Origin of the sequence: Streptomyces sp. 71268, from assembly GCF_029392895.1 — a bacterium.
GTDB lineage: Bacteria > Actinomycetota > Actinomycetes > Streptomycetales > Streptomycetaceae > Streptomyces.
Window position 1 is genome coordinate 6,450,531 of sequence record NZ_CP114200.1, and the last position, 16,051, is coordinate 6,466,581.

Genomic DNA, 16,051 nt, shown 5'->3' on the forward strand with positions numbered 1-16,051 from the left:
TCTGCACCACTTGTCACTGCTGGCTGGCAACATGTCGACTATGACCACTGGGCTGGCGTCCCGCGCCATACGAGCCGCGACCTTCGCGGCCGTGTGCGTCGTCGCCGCCGCCGCTGGTCACTCACTCGCTTCCGGCACGGGCGTGTCACCGCTCGCGCTGGGCAGCGCGTTCGCCGGGACGGCGTCGGCCGCCTGGTGGCTCGCCGGGCGCGAGCGGGGCGCGTTCGCGGTGACGGGGGCGACCGTCTTGTCCCAACTCGCGCTCCACGTGCTGTTCTCGCTGATGGACCGGTCGGCGTCGATGGCGGCGCACGGCCACGCGGGCCACATACCCAAGGCGGCGTACGAGGTGCGCGCCGGCCTCTCCCCGCCCACGGGGCAGCCGAGCGCCGCGGACGCCGCCGAACCCCTCGCACGACCCACCGCCGGCCCGCGCGGCGCCGGCCAGGACAGCCCGGACGGCCTGGAGGGGCTGACGCCCTTCTGCCACGGCTGGGGCATGCTGCTCGCCCACGTGCTGGCGGCCCTGGCCTGCGGGCTGTGGCTGTGGCGCGGTGAGCGCGCCGCCTACCGGCTCGGCCGCGCGCTGGCCGCCGCCGTCTTCGTCCCGCTGCGCATCGCCTACCACGGCCTGGTCGCCGGACCGCGGCGATGTCCACGGCCCCGCCTGACCCGCACCTCGCGCGTCCGGCGCCCGCGCCGACTCTTCCTGCGCCACGTCCTGGCTGGCCGCGCGCCGCCATACCGCCTCGCCCTGCGCTGAACGCACCGTCACCCGCGCCCCCTCGGGCGCCCATGCCGTGGTGACGGGCGCAGTTCCGATGCCGGTGGTCGTTCCCGCGAAGACGGCCCCGTAAGGCGTCGGCTCCAGGCCCCGCGGTCCCTCGCTGTGCCCCGCGCCGAAGACGTCGGTGCCCTTGTCGGCACCGCGGCCACCGGCGTGGCCGAGCGAGGTGTGCGGAGCTGTCATCGCCGGGCCGTGGTTACCCATGGCGCGGCACACAGCCCCCCAAAGGACTCCGTTGCGATGATTCCTGCCCTAGTCCGGGCCTGCCCCGGACCGTCCCGCCCCGCGGACGACGAGGAGGTGACCGACTGGGCGCTGGCGGCACGGGATGGCAACCCCGCCGCCGTCGAGCGCTTCGTACGTGCCACCTACCGGGATGTCTGGCGGTTCGTCACCCATCTGAGCGCCGATGTGCACAGCGCGGACGACCTCACCCAGGAGACGTTCCTGCGCGCACTCAACTCCCTGCCGCGCTTCGCTGGACGCTCCTACGCGCGTACCTGGTTGCTCTCGATCGCCCGTCGCGTGGTCATCGACCGCTACCGGTCGGCCGCCGCCCGGCCCCGCGTCGCCGACGCCCCCAACTGGCAGTCGGCCGCCGAGGGGGCGCAGCCGTCGGGGCTGCCCGGCTTCGAGGAGGGCGTCGCCCTGCTCGACCTGTTGAACACCCTTGAGCCGCACCGGCGCGAGGCGTTCATCCTCACCCAGCTCCTGGGCCTGCCCTACGCGGAGGCCGCCGCCGTCGTCGGCTGCCCGGTCGGCACGGTTCGCTCCCGGGTGGCCAGGGCGCGCGAGGACCTCATCACGCTGCTGCGCACGGCGGAGGTGTCCGGGGTCGCGTTCGCGGCCTGACTGGCGTACCGCCGTCGAATTCGGGCCCGCGCGCCGGTCGTTGGGTGGCGCGCGGGGGAGGCACGCCTGTGCTCGACATGATCCGGCCACCCCACGTGGCCGGATCGAGCGAGCTTCTGTATCCGGCCACCGGGGTATGCCCCGGTTGTCCGGACCGCGGCGGGAAGAGGCCGCGCGGCCCCCGACGCCGCCGCTGTTCCCCGCCCCGTTCCCCGAGTGCCATTCCCCCCTCTTACGCTTTCTCACCTAACTTTGCCTCACCTTTTCTCTCACCATCAGGAGAATTCAGTGACACCGGAGATTGAGAACGCCTTCGCCGCGATCCGGAGCGAGTACGGCTCCGACTCCATCGAGCGCGTGGAGGAGATGCTCGACAGCAAGAAGCAGCAGCGCCACCCGTTGCAGCAAGGTGCCAAGTGGATCATGCCGGGAATTTCGCAGCAGCCCTGGCACGATCCGTACGGACATGCCGAGCACACGCCCTTCATAGCCGCCCTCGAGGAGCAGCACGGGGCGATCAAGTCGGAACTGGAGACGGCCTGGGCCGCGCGGCGCGAGGCCTTTTCCAACTACGAGCACTACCTCACGCCGCAGGACGACTGGCAGGCGCTCTACCTCTACCGCAAGGGGGGCCTGGTCGCGGAGTCGGAGGCGACGGCGCCGACGGCGTACAAGGTGCTCAAGGAGTTCGCCGTCGACACCGAGAAGATCTGCCCGCTCCTCGAATGCCATTTCTCCACGCTGCTGCCGGGCGCCGCCATCAAGCCGCACTCCGACCTGTGGAACTTCAGCATCAACCTGCACCTGGCGGTGGACATCCCCGAGGGCTGCGGGATCAAGGTCGCGGGGGAGACCCGCTCCTGGGAGGAGGGGAAGTGCCTGCTCTTCGACTACTCCTTTGAGCACGAGGCGTGGAACTCCGGGACCCGCCCGCGTACCTGCCTGCTGGTCGACCTCTGGCACCCCGACACCACCGTGCCCGAGCGCGCGGCGCTGGTGGCGCTCATCACGGAGATCCGGAAGCTGATGGGCGAGGACTGACCGAACCCCCGCCCACCAGGTACGACTGCCGCCGTTCGTCGTTCGCGACGGACGGCGGCAGTCGTGTTTCCGGAAGCGGATTCCGGTGAACGCCAGGTGGACACTGGGCGAGGGGATCACGACGCACCGTAGCCGTATATGCTCCCCCGACCTGGCGGGCGCGATCCCCGGAAACGGGAGGAATTCGCCGGGCCGAGCGGCGGGCGGGCGGCTTTCGGGCGCCTCGTACCGCGGGTTCCCGGTCACCTCCCGTTGACCTGGTGGGCTTTCGGGTGAACGGCGGTCGGCATCGCCCTATGCGGGCGCAAATCACTCGTCAACTCTCCAACATCTAGACAGCTTGGTCTATGCCAAGGCAGCATGTGATGAAGAACTTCGGGTCAGTCGGGAACTCGATGACTTTCTCGTCCGACTACCGAAAAAGGCCCTTCCTGGCACCCCGGAACGGCACCCTCCGAATAGCGGTGGGAATGCTTCCCTGGTGCCCGCATTTCGGCTGCCTAGCCGCTTGAATCGGTCATCCCTGCCCCTGTACGCTCACCTGGCGTTGGCCGAAAAGAGTCTGTTCGGAGTGGGTCACGGGACCGCCGAACCGGGCAAAAAGCGCGAAGTTCAACGGTGTTTCGCTCACTCTTTCGCGGGGTAACGCCCTGGCCCGCCGGATGTTCCTGTGAAGGGAGAGAGGGGAACGCGCCACTCGGGGTGGCTGAATCCCACTTGTCATGAAGACGCTCAGTGACGCCTTAACCAGAACTGCAACCGGAATCTGAGCCAGGCCGAAAAGAAGGCCAAATGCTTGCCGTGCCGATGGGGGTGAGCAAGCATCCAGGGCGAGTCGCCCAATGACGTGTGGCCAGGTGTTCGCGGGCTGGGGAGGCCCGCCGCCGGGGCCGGTCATTTCAGTGTGTGGTGCAGCATTTCGGCACCCAGCAATGATTCGCCGTACGCATCGCAGTGATGATCCACCGCACGAGGCATGGGGAACCGCTGTCGTGATTTCAGCAGTTTCCTGAGGGGGAATGTCCGAGGATGTCCGCAATAACGTCGTCACCCGCACCACCTCGTCAGCGGCTTGGGCTGTCCCTGTTCGTACTGGCCGCCGCGCAGCTCGTCATCGCACTCGACTTCAACATCGTCTACGTCGCCCTGCCGAGCATCCAGGAGGGCCTCGGCTTCTCCGAGCAGGACCTGCAGTGGGTGGTCAGCGCCTACGTCGTGGCCACCGGTGGGTTCCTGCTCCTCGGCGGCCGGGCCACCGATCTGCTGGGCCGGCGCCGGATGTTCGTGCTGGCCGCCGGGTTGTACGCCGGCTCGTCGCTGATCGGCGGACTGACCGACACCGCCTGGCTGTTGGTCGCCGTGCGCGCCGTGCAGGGCATCGGCGGATCGCTGCTGTTCCCCGCCACCCTCTCGCTGATCACCACGATCTACGAGGAGGGCCCGCGCCGTAACAAGGCGCTGGCCGTGTGGGGCGCGGCCGGCGCCGGCGGGCTGTGCTTCGGCTCGCTGCTCGGCGGCGTCCTGGTCGAGGCGTTCGGCTGGCCGTCGGTGTTCATGGTCAACGTTCCGCTGGCCGGGGCCATCGCGCTGGCCGGGTGGCTGCTCTTCCCCGCCGACCCGCCGCGTTCGCGGGAGCGCGACTTCGACGCCCTGGGCGCCGTCACCGCGACCGCTGGCATCACGCTCCTGGTGTTCCTGCTGGTCCGCGGGCCCGAGGTGGGCTGGACCAGCAAGGCCACCGTGCTGTGCGCGCTCAGCTCGGTGCTGCTGCTCGCGGCGTTCGCGGTCATCGAGGCGCGCACCCGCGATCCGCTCACCCCGGTGCGACTGCTCACGCACCGCTCCCTGGTGGCCGGAATGGCGCTGGCCGCGGTCTTCAACGCGACCTTCGCCTCCGTCCCCTACTTCCTCACCCGCTACTTCCAGCTCGTGCACCACTACAGCGCGCTGGAGACCGGGTTGGCGTTCCTGCTGCCGGCCGTCATGGTCGCGGCCGGGACCCAGGTCGGCGAGCGGGCGATCGCCGCCTTCGGCGTACGGGCCACGCTGCTCGGCGGGTTGCTGCTCGGCGCGGCCGGCGCGGTCGCGCTCGCCGTGGCCTTCACCGACAGTGGCTCCTACGGGCGCCTGGTCCCCGGACTGGTGCTGCTCAGCCTCGGTCAGGGCGCGGCCTGGACCGCGCTGTGGATCGTGGCCGCCTCCGGCGTCGCCCCGACCGACCAGGGCATCGCGTCGGGTCTGGCCTCCACGACGCTCCAGGTGGGCGGCGCCGTCGGGCTCGCGCTGCTGGTCGCCGTGGCCAACACGCGCAGCGACGGACTGGCCGGCGAGGCGCTGCGCGACGGGCTCGTCGACGGCGTACGCCTGGTCAGCTACCTGATCGCGGCCGGCATCTGCTGCGGGACGCTCGTGCTCCTCGCGCTCAGGAGGGCCCCGAGCCGGTAACGGCCCCGTCAACCGCCGGTCCCACGCCACCGCCCGCCACCGGTCGGGCCTCCACCCCTCACACCAGTACCCGACCGAACCCGCTGACTCCGCTTGCCGACCTGCTCGCCGATTGAGGAGACCGCTGTGCCCAGCGACGCCGCCCCACCGCCCGAACCCGACGAACGAGCCCTCGCGTACGCCCCGCGTGCGGCTGGCGCGCGGCCGGCGCGTGCCGCCGTGTTGTGCGGGCTCGCGGGTTGGCTGCCGCCGCGCATCGTCACCAACGACGAGTTGTCCACCTACCTCGACACCAGCGACGAGTGGATCGCCACCCGCACCGGCATCCGCCAGCGCCACTTCGCCGACCCCGGCCAGGCCACCTCGGACCTCGCCGTCGAGGCGGGCCGGCGCGCGCTGGAGTCGGCCGGCACCGAGCGCGTGGACGCCGTGGTCGTGGCCACCACCACGCCCGACCGGAGCTGCCCGGCCACCGCCCCGCTGGTGGCCCACCGGCTCGGCCTGACCGGCGTCGCGGCCTTCGACGTCAGCGCCGTGTGCACCGGCTTCGTCTACGGGCTCGCCACCGCCGCCGGCCTGATCACCGCGGGCGTCGCCGAGCGCGTGCTCCTGATCGGCGCGGACACGTACACCACCATCATCGACCCGCTGGACCGCGCGAACGCGATCATCTTCGGCGACGGCGCCGGGGCGGTCGTGCTGCGCGCCGGCGACGCCGACGAGCCCGGCGCCATCGGCCACTTCGACCTCGGCAGCGACGGCGCCGAGGAAGAGATGATCATGGTGGCCGCTGGCGGCTCCCGGCAGCGCTCGCGCCGCGAGGAGCAGCCCAGCCACGCCGACCGGCACTTCTCGATGCAGGGCAGGGCGGTGTTCCGGCACGCGATCACACGCATGACCGGCTCCGTCCGCGCCTCGCTCGCCGCCGCCGAGTGGAAGGTCGACGACGTCGACCACCTCGTGCCGCACCAGGCCAACCAGCGCATCCTGCGCGCGGTCGCCGACGATCTCGGCCTCCCGCGCGAGCGCTGCGTCTCCAACGTCGAGTCGGTCGGAAACACCGGTGCCGCCTCCATCCCGCTGGCGCTCGCGGACGCGGCGGCCGGCAACGTTATCGAGCCCGGGGACCGCGTGCTCCTCACCGCCTTCGGCGGTGGCCTGACCTGGGGCTCCTGCGTGCTGCGCTGGCCCGACCTGACACCCCGCACGCCGACCGCATCCGCGGCAGCCGCACCCGTAACCGCCCAAGAGGGAGGACCTCTCGCACCATGAGCGCCACCTATGACCGACTCATCGCCCTGCTGACCAAGCTGCACGAGGCCCCGCCGGAGGACACCACCCCGGACGCGACCTACGCGGAGCTCGACGTCGACTCGCTGACGCTCGTGGAGATCGTCATGCACGTCGAACGCGAGCTGGGCGTGACCATCGAGGACAGCGAACTGCACCCCGACCTCAGCCTCGGCGCCACGGCCAAGCTCATTGACGAGCGGCTTGCCGGATAGCCGTGCACGTCCTCCCCGAGCCAATTTCGACAAACACGGTTCACCTTTAACTCCCGGAAAGGCAGTCACCATGGAGATCGTCCCGCAGGAAGGCAAGAAGCTCGGCGCGGCCGTGCACGGGTTCGACTACGCCAGCGCTTCTGAGGCGGACATCCAGAAGCTCAAGGAAACCGTCTACACGAAGAAAATCGCGGTGCTCAAGGGGCAGGACCTCGACCCCGCGCAATTCCTGGAGCTCGGCAAGCGGCTCGGCCGTCCCGAGACGTACTACGAGCCGATGTACCAGCACCCTGACGTGCCCGAGGTCTTCGTCTCGTCCAACGTTCCGAAGGACGGCAAGCAGATCGGCGTGCCGAAGACCGGTAAGTTCTGGCACGCGGACTACATGTTCATGCCGGACCCGTTCGGCATCACGCTGATCTACCCCCAGGTCATTCCGCAGAAGAACCGCGGAACGTACTTCATCGACATGGGCAAGGCGTACGAGGCGCTTCCCGAGGACCTCAAGAAGGCGGCCGAGGGCACGCGTTGCCGGCACTCCGTCCGCAAGTACTTCAAGATCCGCCCGCACGACGTCTACCGCCCGATCTCCGAGATCATCGAAGAGGTCGAGACCAAGACCCCGCCGGTGGTGCACCCCACGACCTTCACCCACCCGATCACCGGTGAAACGATCCTCTACATCAGCGAGGGCTTCACCGTGGACATCGAGGACGCGGAGGGCAAGCCGCTGGAGACCGACCTGCTGCACGACCTGTTCAAGGCCACCGGGCAGCTGGACGACACCTTCTCCAACGACAACATCCACCTGCAGAGCTTCGAGAAGGGCGACCTGCTGGTCTGGGACAACCGCAGCCTGATCCACCGCGCCCTGCACACCACCGCCCCCGAGCCCACCTCCTCGTTCCGGGTCACCGTGCACGACGAGCACAAGCTCTACGACGGACTCACGGTCTGATGGCGACCCACACCGCCGAACGTGTCGTCGGGGACAAGCCGTCGGCACCCGAGTGGTACGCCACCGACCGCGAGCTGCTCCCGTTGGTGCTGCGCCCCTACAAAGAGAACTGCAAGTACCTGCTCTCCGCGGAGGTCAGCGCCAACGCGGGACTGGGCACGGCGCGTTGTGAGTTCGCCATTCCGGAGTCGTGCTACATCGACGACACCGGGCACCTCAACGCGGTCGAGGTGAACATCTGCTACAACCAGATGATGTATTACCTGGTCGCCAAGTCCGTGCAAGAGGGACTGATGCCGGGATTCGCCTCGTGGACGATGGAAGACTACTGGCGGCACCAGCTTCCGGATATCCTCATCGCCCGCTTCGGCAGCAATTTCCGGCGACCCATCAATCCCCGGTCGTTCTCCGGTGAGATGACGTTCCTCTCGCTCACCCGGCGTACTCCGGGCGGCGGCGATCCCATGCTGCTCGCCGAAACGTCGTACCGGTACTGGGACGCCGACGGCGGACGCTGCGACGGCGAGGCCACCCTCGCTTTCGTGGGTGTCGCTTAGCCGTCACCTTCACACAGCGATAACACCTGCCGTGGTGCGGGCCGCCGAGAAAAGGGCGGCGGCCCGCACCACGGACCGAATGCGGAGGCGCAGGACATGGCCGATTCCACGATGACGCGTACAGCCGACGGCAGGCTCTACCACCCGAACCTGCACACCCTCGACGAGACGGCACGCTTCCACGCCGAGCGGCAGCCGGACGTACCGGCGGTGCTGTGCGAGGGCCGCGTCCTGACCTACGGGGACCTGCACCGGGAGAGCAACCGCATCGCGCACGCCATCGAGGCCGCGGGACTGGCGCCCGGCGCGCGCGTCGCCTACCTCGGCAAGGAATCCGAGCACTACTACGAGATCCTCTTCGGCTGCGCCAAGAGCCGGACCGTGCTCGTGCCCATCAACTGGCGCCTGACCGCGCCCGAGGTCAGCCACATCCTGCGCGACTCCGGCAGCGAACTCCTCTTCCTGGAGGAGGAGTTCGCCCCCGTCATCGACCGGGTGCCGGACGCCGTGCCCACCACGGTGGTCCGGCTGAGCACCGGCGCGGGCCCCGCCACCGCCGGCGAGGACGCGCCCAGCGCCACGGCCGTCGACTTCGCCGCCTGGAAGGGCGCGCACCCCGACACCGAGGTGAACCGCCCGGCGACCCCCGACACCCCCGTCGCCCAGATCTACACCAGCGGCACCACCGGCCTGCCCAAGGGCGTGGTCCTGGCCCACCGCAGCTTCTTCGCCATCCGCGACGCGCTCGCCTCGCAGGGCCTGGACTGGATCGACTGGCGCCCCGGCGACATCGCCCTGATCGGCATCCCCGGCTTCCACGTGGGCGGCCTGTGGTGGGCCACGCAGAACTTCAGCGCTGGCGTGACCGTCGTCGCCATGCGCGCCTTCGCGCCGCACCAGGCCAACGCGCTGATCAAGGACCTGGGCATCACCACCGCCTGCGTGGTGCCCGCGATGCTGCGCATGATGCTGGCCGAACCCGGCGTGAGCCCGGAGCACTTCAGCACGCTGCGCAAGATCGTCTACGGCGGTTCACCCATCTCCGAGGCGCTGCTCGAACAGAGCCTCGCCCTCTTCGGCTGCGAGTTCGCCCAGATCTACGGCCTCACCGAGACCGGCAACACCGCCGTGTGCCTGCCCCCCGCCGACCACGTGCCGGGACACCCCCGGATGAAGGCCGCCGGCCACCCGTACCCGGGCGTGCGCGCCAAGGTCATCGACGGGGACGGCAAGGAACTGCCCGTCGGGACCGTCGGCGAGGTGTGCCTGGCCACCCCGGCCCGCATGGTCGAGTACTGGGGCCTTCCCGACAAGACCCGCGAGACGCTGGTCGGCGAGTGGATCCACACCGGCGACGCCGGCTATATCGACGCCGACGGCTACGTGTTCATCAGCGACCGGATCAAGGACGCCGTCATCGTCGCGGGCGAGAACGTCTACCCCGCCGAGATCGAGGGCGCCCTCGAGGCGCACCCCGGCGTGCGCGAGGCGTGCGTGGTGGGCGCGCCCGACGAGCGCTGGGGCGAGACCATCCACGCCTTCGTCGTCGCCGTCCCCGGCGAGCAGCCGACCCCCCGGGACCTGCACCGCTTCCTGGTGGACCGGCTCGCCAGCTTCAAGCTCCCCGCCAAGTACGAGTTCATCGACCAGGTGCCGCGCAACCCCAGCGGCAAGATCCTCCGCCGCGAACTGCGCGACCGCTTCTGGAAGGACGCGGACCGCAAGGTCAACTGACCGCCGTCGCCGCAGCCCCTGCCCCGCTACCCAAGAGAGAACGACATGTCTGAGCCCTTGACGCTGGCGACCTTCCGCGCCGACCTCGCGGAGGTGCTGCACCAGCAGCCGGATGAAGTAGACCTCGACGAGAACCCCCTGTACGCGGGCCTGGACTCGCTGCGCATCGTCACCCTGGCCGAACGCTGGCGCTCGGCCGGCGCCGAGGTCAGCTTCGTGGAGCTGGCCGAGCGCACGTCGTTCGCCCAGTGGTGGGACCTGATCGCCGAACGCCAGGCGGGAGTCGAACATGCCGAAGCCTGACGGCACCCAGAGCGGCACCGCGACCCCCGCCGGCCCCGGCGCGGACGGCGCGGGGGAGCGGCACCCGCTGCTCGCCGCGCAGGAGGGCATCTGGACCGGTCAGCAACTCGACCTGGACAGCCCCGCGTTCAACACGGCCGAGTACGTGTGCATCGCCGGCCCCGTCGACACCGAGGTCTTCGTCGCCGCGCTGCGCCAGGTGGTCGCCGAGACCGAGGCGCTCGGCGTGCGCTTCACCGCCCAGGACGGCAAGCTCTGGCAGGTCACCGCGGACGTCACCGACTGGCAGCCGCACGTGGCCGACCTGACCCCGGAGGCCGCCCCGCGCGCCGCCGCGCTGGCCTGGATGGCCCGCGACATGGCGCGCCCGGTCGACCTGGAGCGCGAACCGGTCTTCGGACACGCCCTGTTCCGCGTCGCGGAGAACGAGTACTGGTGGTACCACCGCGTCCACCACATCGCGCTCGACGGCTTCGGGCTCTCGCTCGTCGCCCGCCGCGTCGCCGACGTGTACACCGCGCTGGTCGCCGGCCGCCCCACCGGCGACAGCGGCTTCGGCACCCTGCGGTCCGTGCGCGACGAGGAGCACGCGTACCAGAGCAGCCCACGGCGCGACAAGGACGGCGCGTACTGGGCCAAGCGGTACGCCGACCGGCCCTCGGTGCCCAGCCTCACCGACGACTCCGCGCTGCCCGCCCGCACCTTCCGGCGGCAGATCACCGACCTGGCCCCGGCCGAGGTGAGCACGCTGCGCCAGCGGGCCGACGAACTCTCCGTCACCTGGTCGGACGTGCTGCTCGCGGTCACCGCCCGCTACATCCAGCAGGTCAGCGGCGCCCCCGAGGCCGTGCTGAGCGTGCCCGTCATGGGCCGGCTGGGCTCGGTGTCGCTGCGCGTGCCGTGCATGGTGCGCAACGTGTTGCCGCTGCGGGTGGCCTCCGGCCCGGGCGACAGCCTCGCCGACCTCGCCCCACGGGTGGCCGCCGAACTGCGCGCCGGCCTGCCCCACCAGCGCTACCGCTACGAGCACCTGCGGCGCGACCTCAAGCTGGTCGGCGGCAAGCGACGCCTCTCGGGCCCCGGCGTCAACATCATGCCCTTCGAGTACGACCTGCGCTTCGCCGGCCACGCCAGCACCGTGCACAACGTCTCCGCCGGCCCCGTCGACGACCTGTCCGTCAACGTCTACGACCGGGCCGAGGGCGCCGGCCTGCGCTTCGCCTTCGACGCCAACCCCGACCTGTACGACGCGAACGACCTGGCCACCCACCAGCGCGGGCTGCTCGCGCTGCTGCGCGCCGCGCTCGCCGAGCCCCACCGCCCGCTCTCGCAGCTCGCCGGTGCGCCCGCCGAGCGCCCCGCGCCGGCCACCACCGAGGCCGGCCCGACCGACGCCGGCGCGGCGGCCGAGTGGCCCGTCGTGGACGGCGGCCCGCTGCGCGCGCCGGCCCGCCCCGTGCTCGACCAGATCGCCGAGCGGGTCGCCACCCGGGGCGACGCCACCGCCGTCGAACACGGCGACCAGCGCGTGAGCTACGCCGAACTGGACGCCTCGGCGCGCCGGCTCGCCGAGCGGCTCACCGCGCAGGGGCTCGGCCGTGGCGCGCTCGTGGCCGTCGCCCTGCCGCGCGGCGTCGACGCCGTCACCGCCATCCTCGGCACGCTCTACGCGGGCGCCGCCTACTGTCCGATCGACCTCGGCGCGCCCGCGACCCGTACCACCGCCCTGCTGGCCGCCGCCGACGCCGCGGCCGTGCTCACCACCGCCAACCACGTGGCCAAGCTGCCCGGCGGCGGCGCGGGCGCCGGCGGTTCGGCCGGGCTCGCCGTGGCGCTGCCGGGCGACACGGGCACCGTTCCCGTGCTCCTCCTGGACGCCGCGGCCGACCCGGAGCCGGCGACCGCCGCCCAGCGCGCCGACCGCGTCGCCGCCGAGCGGGCCGCCTCCGACGCGTTGGCGTACGTCATCTACACCTCGGGCTCCACCGGCGAGCCCAAGGGCGTGGAGATCGGGCACGGCGCGCTGGCCCACTTCGTCGCCGGCGCCACCCAGCGCTACGAGCTGGGCGCGGACGACCGGGTCATGCAGTTCGCGCCGCTGCACTTCGACGCCAGCGTCGAGGAGATCTTCCTGACCCTGTGCGCCGGGGCCACGCTGGTCGTGCGCACCGACGAGATGACCGAGTCCGTCGCCACCCTGACCGGCGCCTGCGAACGGCTGCGCGTCAGCGTCCTCGACCTGCCCACGGCGTACTGGCACGAGGTCGCGTACGCGCTCGCCACCGGCTCCGCCACGCTGCCCGCGTCGGTACGTACCGTCATCATCGGCGGCGAGGCCGCCGTGCCCGAACGGGTGGACGGCTGGCGGCGCGCGGTCGGGTCCTCGGTGCGCCTGTTCAACACCTACGGGCCGACCGAGGCCACCGTCGTCGCCACCGTCGCCGACCTGCACGACCCCGAACTGGCCGCGGGCGACGTGCCCATCGGCCGCCCGCTGCCCGGCACCCGGGCGGTCCTCGTCCCGGTGGACGGGGAGACGGACCAGGGGACCGCCGCAGGCACGGGCGAGGGCGGCACGATCGGTGAACTGCACCTGGTCGGCGACGCGTTGGCACGCGGCTACCGTGGCGCGCGCACCGCGGACGCCGAACGGTTCGCCCCGCTGTCCGACCTGCCGGGCGCGCCCCGCGCCTACCGCACCGGCGACCTGGTACGGCTCGCCGACGACGGGCTGCTGCGGTTCGTCGGCCGGGTCGACGGCGAGTTCAAGATCAGCGGACACCGGGTGCACCCCACCGAGGTGGAGGCGGCGCTGCTGCGCCAGCCGGGTCTGCGCGAGGCCGCGGTGATCGGGCAGATCCTGCCCGACGGCACCCGCCGGCTCGTCGCCCACCTGGTCGCCGACGGCACCGCGCCGCAGGCCACCGAGGTACGCGAGGCGCTGCGGGCCGTGCTGCCCGCCGCGATGATCCCCTCCGCGCTCACCTTCCACGAGCGGCTCCCGCTGACCGGCTCCGGCAAGATCGACCGCAAGGCGCTGGCCGCACTCGACGCCCCGGCCCCCGCCGCCGACCAGGAGACCGACGCCGCCCCGGGCGCCGCTCCGGACGCCGCCCCGGCCAACGCGCTGGAAGCGGCCATCACCGGGGTCTGGGCCCAGGTCCTGGGCGCCGACCACATCGCCCCGGGCGACGACTTCTTCGACCTCGGCGCCCAGTCGCTCCAGGCCATCCAGGTCGCCAACCGGCTCGGCGTGGAACTGGCCCGCGAGGTCAAGGTGGCCTGGCTGTTCCAGTACCCGACGGCCGCCGACCTCGCGGCCCACCTCGCCCAGCAGGCGGGCCCGGACGACGCGGCCACGCGGACTGACGCGGGGCCGGCCGCCGCCCCGGCGACCGGCACGCCGGCCGCCGACGCGACGGAGGTGGCCGAGAACGGACTGCCGGCCGCCGTCGCCGCCGTGGCGCGCGACGCGGAGCTGGAGGCCGACATCGCGCCGGGCTCCGGAACCCGGGTCGACCCGACGGCGCCGCCGCGTCAGGTGCTGCTCACCGGCGCCACCGGCTTCGTCGGCGCCCACCTGCTGGCCGAGTTGCTGACCAGCACGGACGCCGAGGTCGTCTGCCTGGTACGGGCGGCCGACCGCGAGCAGGCCACCGCCCGGCTGCGGCAGGCGCTGGACGAGCAGCAACTCGCCGTCGGCGAGGCCGCCCGGCGCATCGTCGCCGAGCCGGCCGACCTGGGCCGCCCGCACCTGGGCCTGTCCCCGGAGCGGCTGGCCGAACTCGCCGCGAGCTGCGACGCGATCTTCCACAACGCCGCGACCGTCAGCATCATGCGCGAGTACTCCAGCCTGCGCGGGGCCAACACGGAGTCCACCCGGGAGCTGCTGCGCCTGGCGGCCGGCCGGAGCATCCCGTTCCACCTGGTCTCCACGCTCTCCACGGCCCCGCCGTACAGCCGCAGCCCCGAGGTGCCCGAGGCGTTCCTGCCGCCGCACCCCGGTCTCATCTACGGCTACCAGCAGAGCAAGTGGGCCTCCGAACGGCTCCTGGAGCAGGCGGCGGAGCGTGGCCTTCCGGTCACCCTGCACCGGCTCGGCCGGGTCGTCGGCGCCCCCGACACCGGCTTCGTCAACGACCGCGACTTCGTCTGGAGCGTGCTGCGCGCCGGCATCCCGGCCGGCATCGTGCCCGACCTCTTCGAGGCCGAGGTGTGGACGCCGGTGGACTACGTCGCCCGCGCCGTCGTCCGGCTCGCCCTGCGCCACGAGTCCGGCACCGACGTCGTGTTCAACCACGCGCCGGCGCCGCAACTGAGGCTGGACGACCTGTACGACTGGATCACCGCCTACGGCTACCGGGTGCGCCGGATGCCGCTGGCCCAGTGGCGCGCGGAGCTGCCGCGCGCGGCGGACGTGGCCACCACGACGCTCGCCTTCTTCGACACCTTCGACGGCCCGGGCGACGCGGACGCCGGCTCCGACGCGAACGGCGCGCGGGGCGGCGACAGCGCCGGCGCCGCACCCGAAGCGGCGGCGGCCGAGCCGGAGCTGAGGCTCGGCCACATCCGCGCGGACAACGTGCTGCGCGGCCTGGCCGACACCGGCATCACCTGCCCGACCATCGACCGGTCGCTGGTCTTCCGATACCTGGACCATTGCGTGAAAACCGGCAGCCTGCCCCGCCCCACGGGAGGTGATCGGCCGGAACCCGTCACGGCGGGTTAGGGCATCCCGGGAACTGGGCCGGACTCCGCCACGACTACTGAGGCGGAGTCCGACCCACCCCCGAGGAGCCCGCATGCATAGGAAACGGCCCGCCATGGCGGTGCTGGCCGGAGCGCTCTGCCTGGTCACAGCGGCCTGCGGCGGAAGTTCGACGTCCGCCACGACCGAGAACGCCGCCAAGGGCGAACGCTCCGGCGCCGGCTACCCCGTCACGCTGAAGAACTGCGGGCGCAGCACCACGTACACCAAGGCGCCCAGCCGCGTCGTCGTCATGAACGGCGCCTCCGTCGCCGAGGTCTCCGCGCTGCTCGCGCTCGGCCTCGGCGACCGCGTCGTGGCCAACCAGCAGTCGTACGGTGCCTCCGAGGTGAAGGGTCGCGCCGAGGCCATCGCGAAGCTGCCCGACGGCGGCGTCAAGCCCAACGACGCCTTCGACATCCCGCGCGAGGCGATGCTGGGCCTGCGGCCCGACCTGGTGCTCTCCACCACCGCGTACGGTTTCTCCTCGGGCAACGGCTTCGCCACCCGGGACGACCTGGCCTCCGTCGCGGCCAACAGCTACGTCTCGCCGCAGGGCTGCGACGAGGACACCTCGAAGATGACCATCGAGGACAGCTACCAACTCCTGCGCGACCTGGGCAAGATCTTCCAGGTCGAGGAGCGCGCGGAGAAGCTGATCGCCGACTCGAAGCGGAAGATCGCCGACGTCTCCCGCAGGATCCAGGCCAAGGGCGGCAAGCAGCCCCGCGTCATGGTGGTCTTCTCCAACATGTCGATGGGCGCCAACGACTTCAGCTCCGTCGCGGCCAACGGGATCTGGAACGACCTCCTGAACAAGGCCGGCGGCACCAACGCCTTCGCCACGGTCACCAAGAACACCTTCGCCGACCTCAGCAAGGAGAAGGTCGCGGCCGAGCCCGTGGACGCGCTGGTGGTCATCGGCTACCAGGACAAGAACCCGGCGGCCTTCGCCCGCAAGCTGCTGCGGGACTTCCCGCAGTGGCCCGCCGCCAAGAACAACCGGTACGTCACCCTCTCCGACTCGGCCTACCTGGGGCCCAGCAACGACCTGGCCGTGACGAAGATCGGCGAGATGCTGCACCCCGAGGCGCTGGGGGAGCGGTGAGCGCGCAGGCAGCG

At 71.7% G+C, this 16,051-nt stretch carries 12 protein-coding genes; all 12 read left to right on the forward strand.

Translation table 11 applies throughout. The annotated features are described in order from the left end of the window. Positions 1-40 precede the first annotated feature (40 nt). The 12 genes from OYE22_RS25670 (at position 41) to OYE22_RS25725 (ending at position 16,037) form a co-directional block, all read left to right on the forward strand. Entirely contained in the window at positions 41-763 is a 723-nt protein-coding gene (locus OYE22_RS25670) for a hypothetical protein (protein ID WP_277322600.1), read from the forward strand. A gap of 264 nt (positions 764-1,027) precedes the next feature. Then, positions 1,028-1,639: a sigma-70 family RNA polymerase sigma factor gene (locus OYE22_RS25675; RefSeq protein WP_187062958.1), complete on the forward strand. Its 612-nt coding sequence runs from the start codon at positions 1,028-1,030 to the stop codon at positions 1,637-1,639. A 288-nt stretch (positions 1,640-1,927) separates the two neighbouring features. Continuing rightward, positions 1,928-2,680 (forward strand): aspartyl/asparaginyl beta-hydroxylase domain-containing protein, encoded by a 753-nt coding sequence (locus tag OYE22_RS25680; protein WP_277322601.1) that lies wholly within the window; start codon positions 1,928-1,930, stop codon positions 2,678-2,680. Between the two features lie 1,029 nt (positions 2,681-3,709). Beyond that, a complete protein-coding gene (locus tag OYE22_RS25685) occupies positions 3,710-5,125 on the forward strand; it encodes an MFS transporter (protein ID WP_277322602.1) in 1,416 nt (471 codons plus the stop codon). Between the two features lie 219 nt (positions 5,126-5,344). Beyond that, positions 5,345-6,397 carry a beta-ketoacyl-ACP synthase III gene (locus OYE22_RS25690; RefSeq protein ID WP_277324320.1) on the forward strand — a complete coding sequence of 351 codons (1,053 nt, stop codon included), beginning with the start codon at positions 5,345-5,347 and terminating at the stop codon, positions 6,395-6,397. Next, a complete protein-coding gene (locus OYE22_RS25695) occupies positions 6,394-6,630 on the forward strand; it encodes an acyl carrier protein (protein ID WP_176161274.1) in 237 nt (78 codons plus the stop codon). The genes OYE22_RS25690 and OYE22_RS25695 overlap by 4 nt, the downstream gene beginning before the upstream one ends. A gap of 70 nt (positions 6,631-6,700) precedes the next feature. After that, positions 6,701-7,588: a TauD/TfdA family dioxygenase gene (locus OYE22_RS25700; RefSeq protein WP_277322603.1), complete on the forward strand. Its 888-nt coding sequence runs from the start codon at positions 6,701-6,703 to the stop codon at positions 7,586-7,588. After that, positions 7,588-8,145 (forward strand): FcoT family thioesterase, encoded by a 558-nt coding sequence (locus OYE22_RS25705; protein ID WP_277322604.1) that lies wholly within the window; start codon positions 7,588-7,590, stop codon positions 8,143-8,145. Before OYE22_RS25700 ends, OYE22_RS25705 begins: the two co-directional genes overlap by 1 nt. A 96-nt stretch (positions 8,146-8,241) precedes the next feature. Next, entirely contained in the window at positions 8,242-9,879 is a 1,638-nt protein-coding gene (locus OYE22_RS25710; protein ID WP_277322605.1) for a long-chain-fatty-acid--CoA ligase, read from the forward strand. Between the two features lie 45 nt (positions 9,880-9,924). Then, positions 9,925-10,182, forward strand: a complete 258-nt coding sequence (locus tag OYE22_RS25715) for a phosphopantetheine-binding protein (RefSeq protein ID WP_176161270.1) — start codon at positions 9,925-9,927, stop codon at positions 10,180-10,182. Beyond that, the gene (locus tag OYE22_RS25720) at positions 10,169-14,911 is read left to right on the forward strand and encodes a non-ribosomal peptide synthetase (protein ID WP_277322606.1); all 4,743 of its coding nucleotides are present in this window, start codon (positions 10,169-10,171) and stop codon (positions 14,909-14,911) included. Before OYE22_RS25715 ends, OYE22_RS25720 begins: the two co-directional genes overlap by 14 nt. Positions 14,912-14,984: 73 nt before the next feature. Beyond that, positions 14,985-16,037, forward strand: coding sequence for an ABC transporter substrate-binding protein (locus tag OYE22_RS25725; RefSeq protein WP_277322607.1), 1,053 nt, complete (start codon positions 14,985-14,987; stop codon positions 16,035-16,037). Positions 16,038-16,051: the final 14 nt, after the last annotated feature.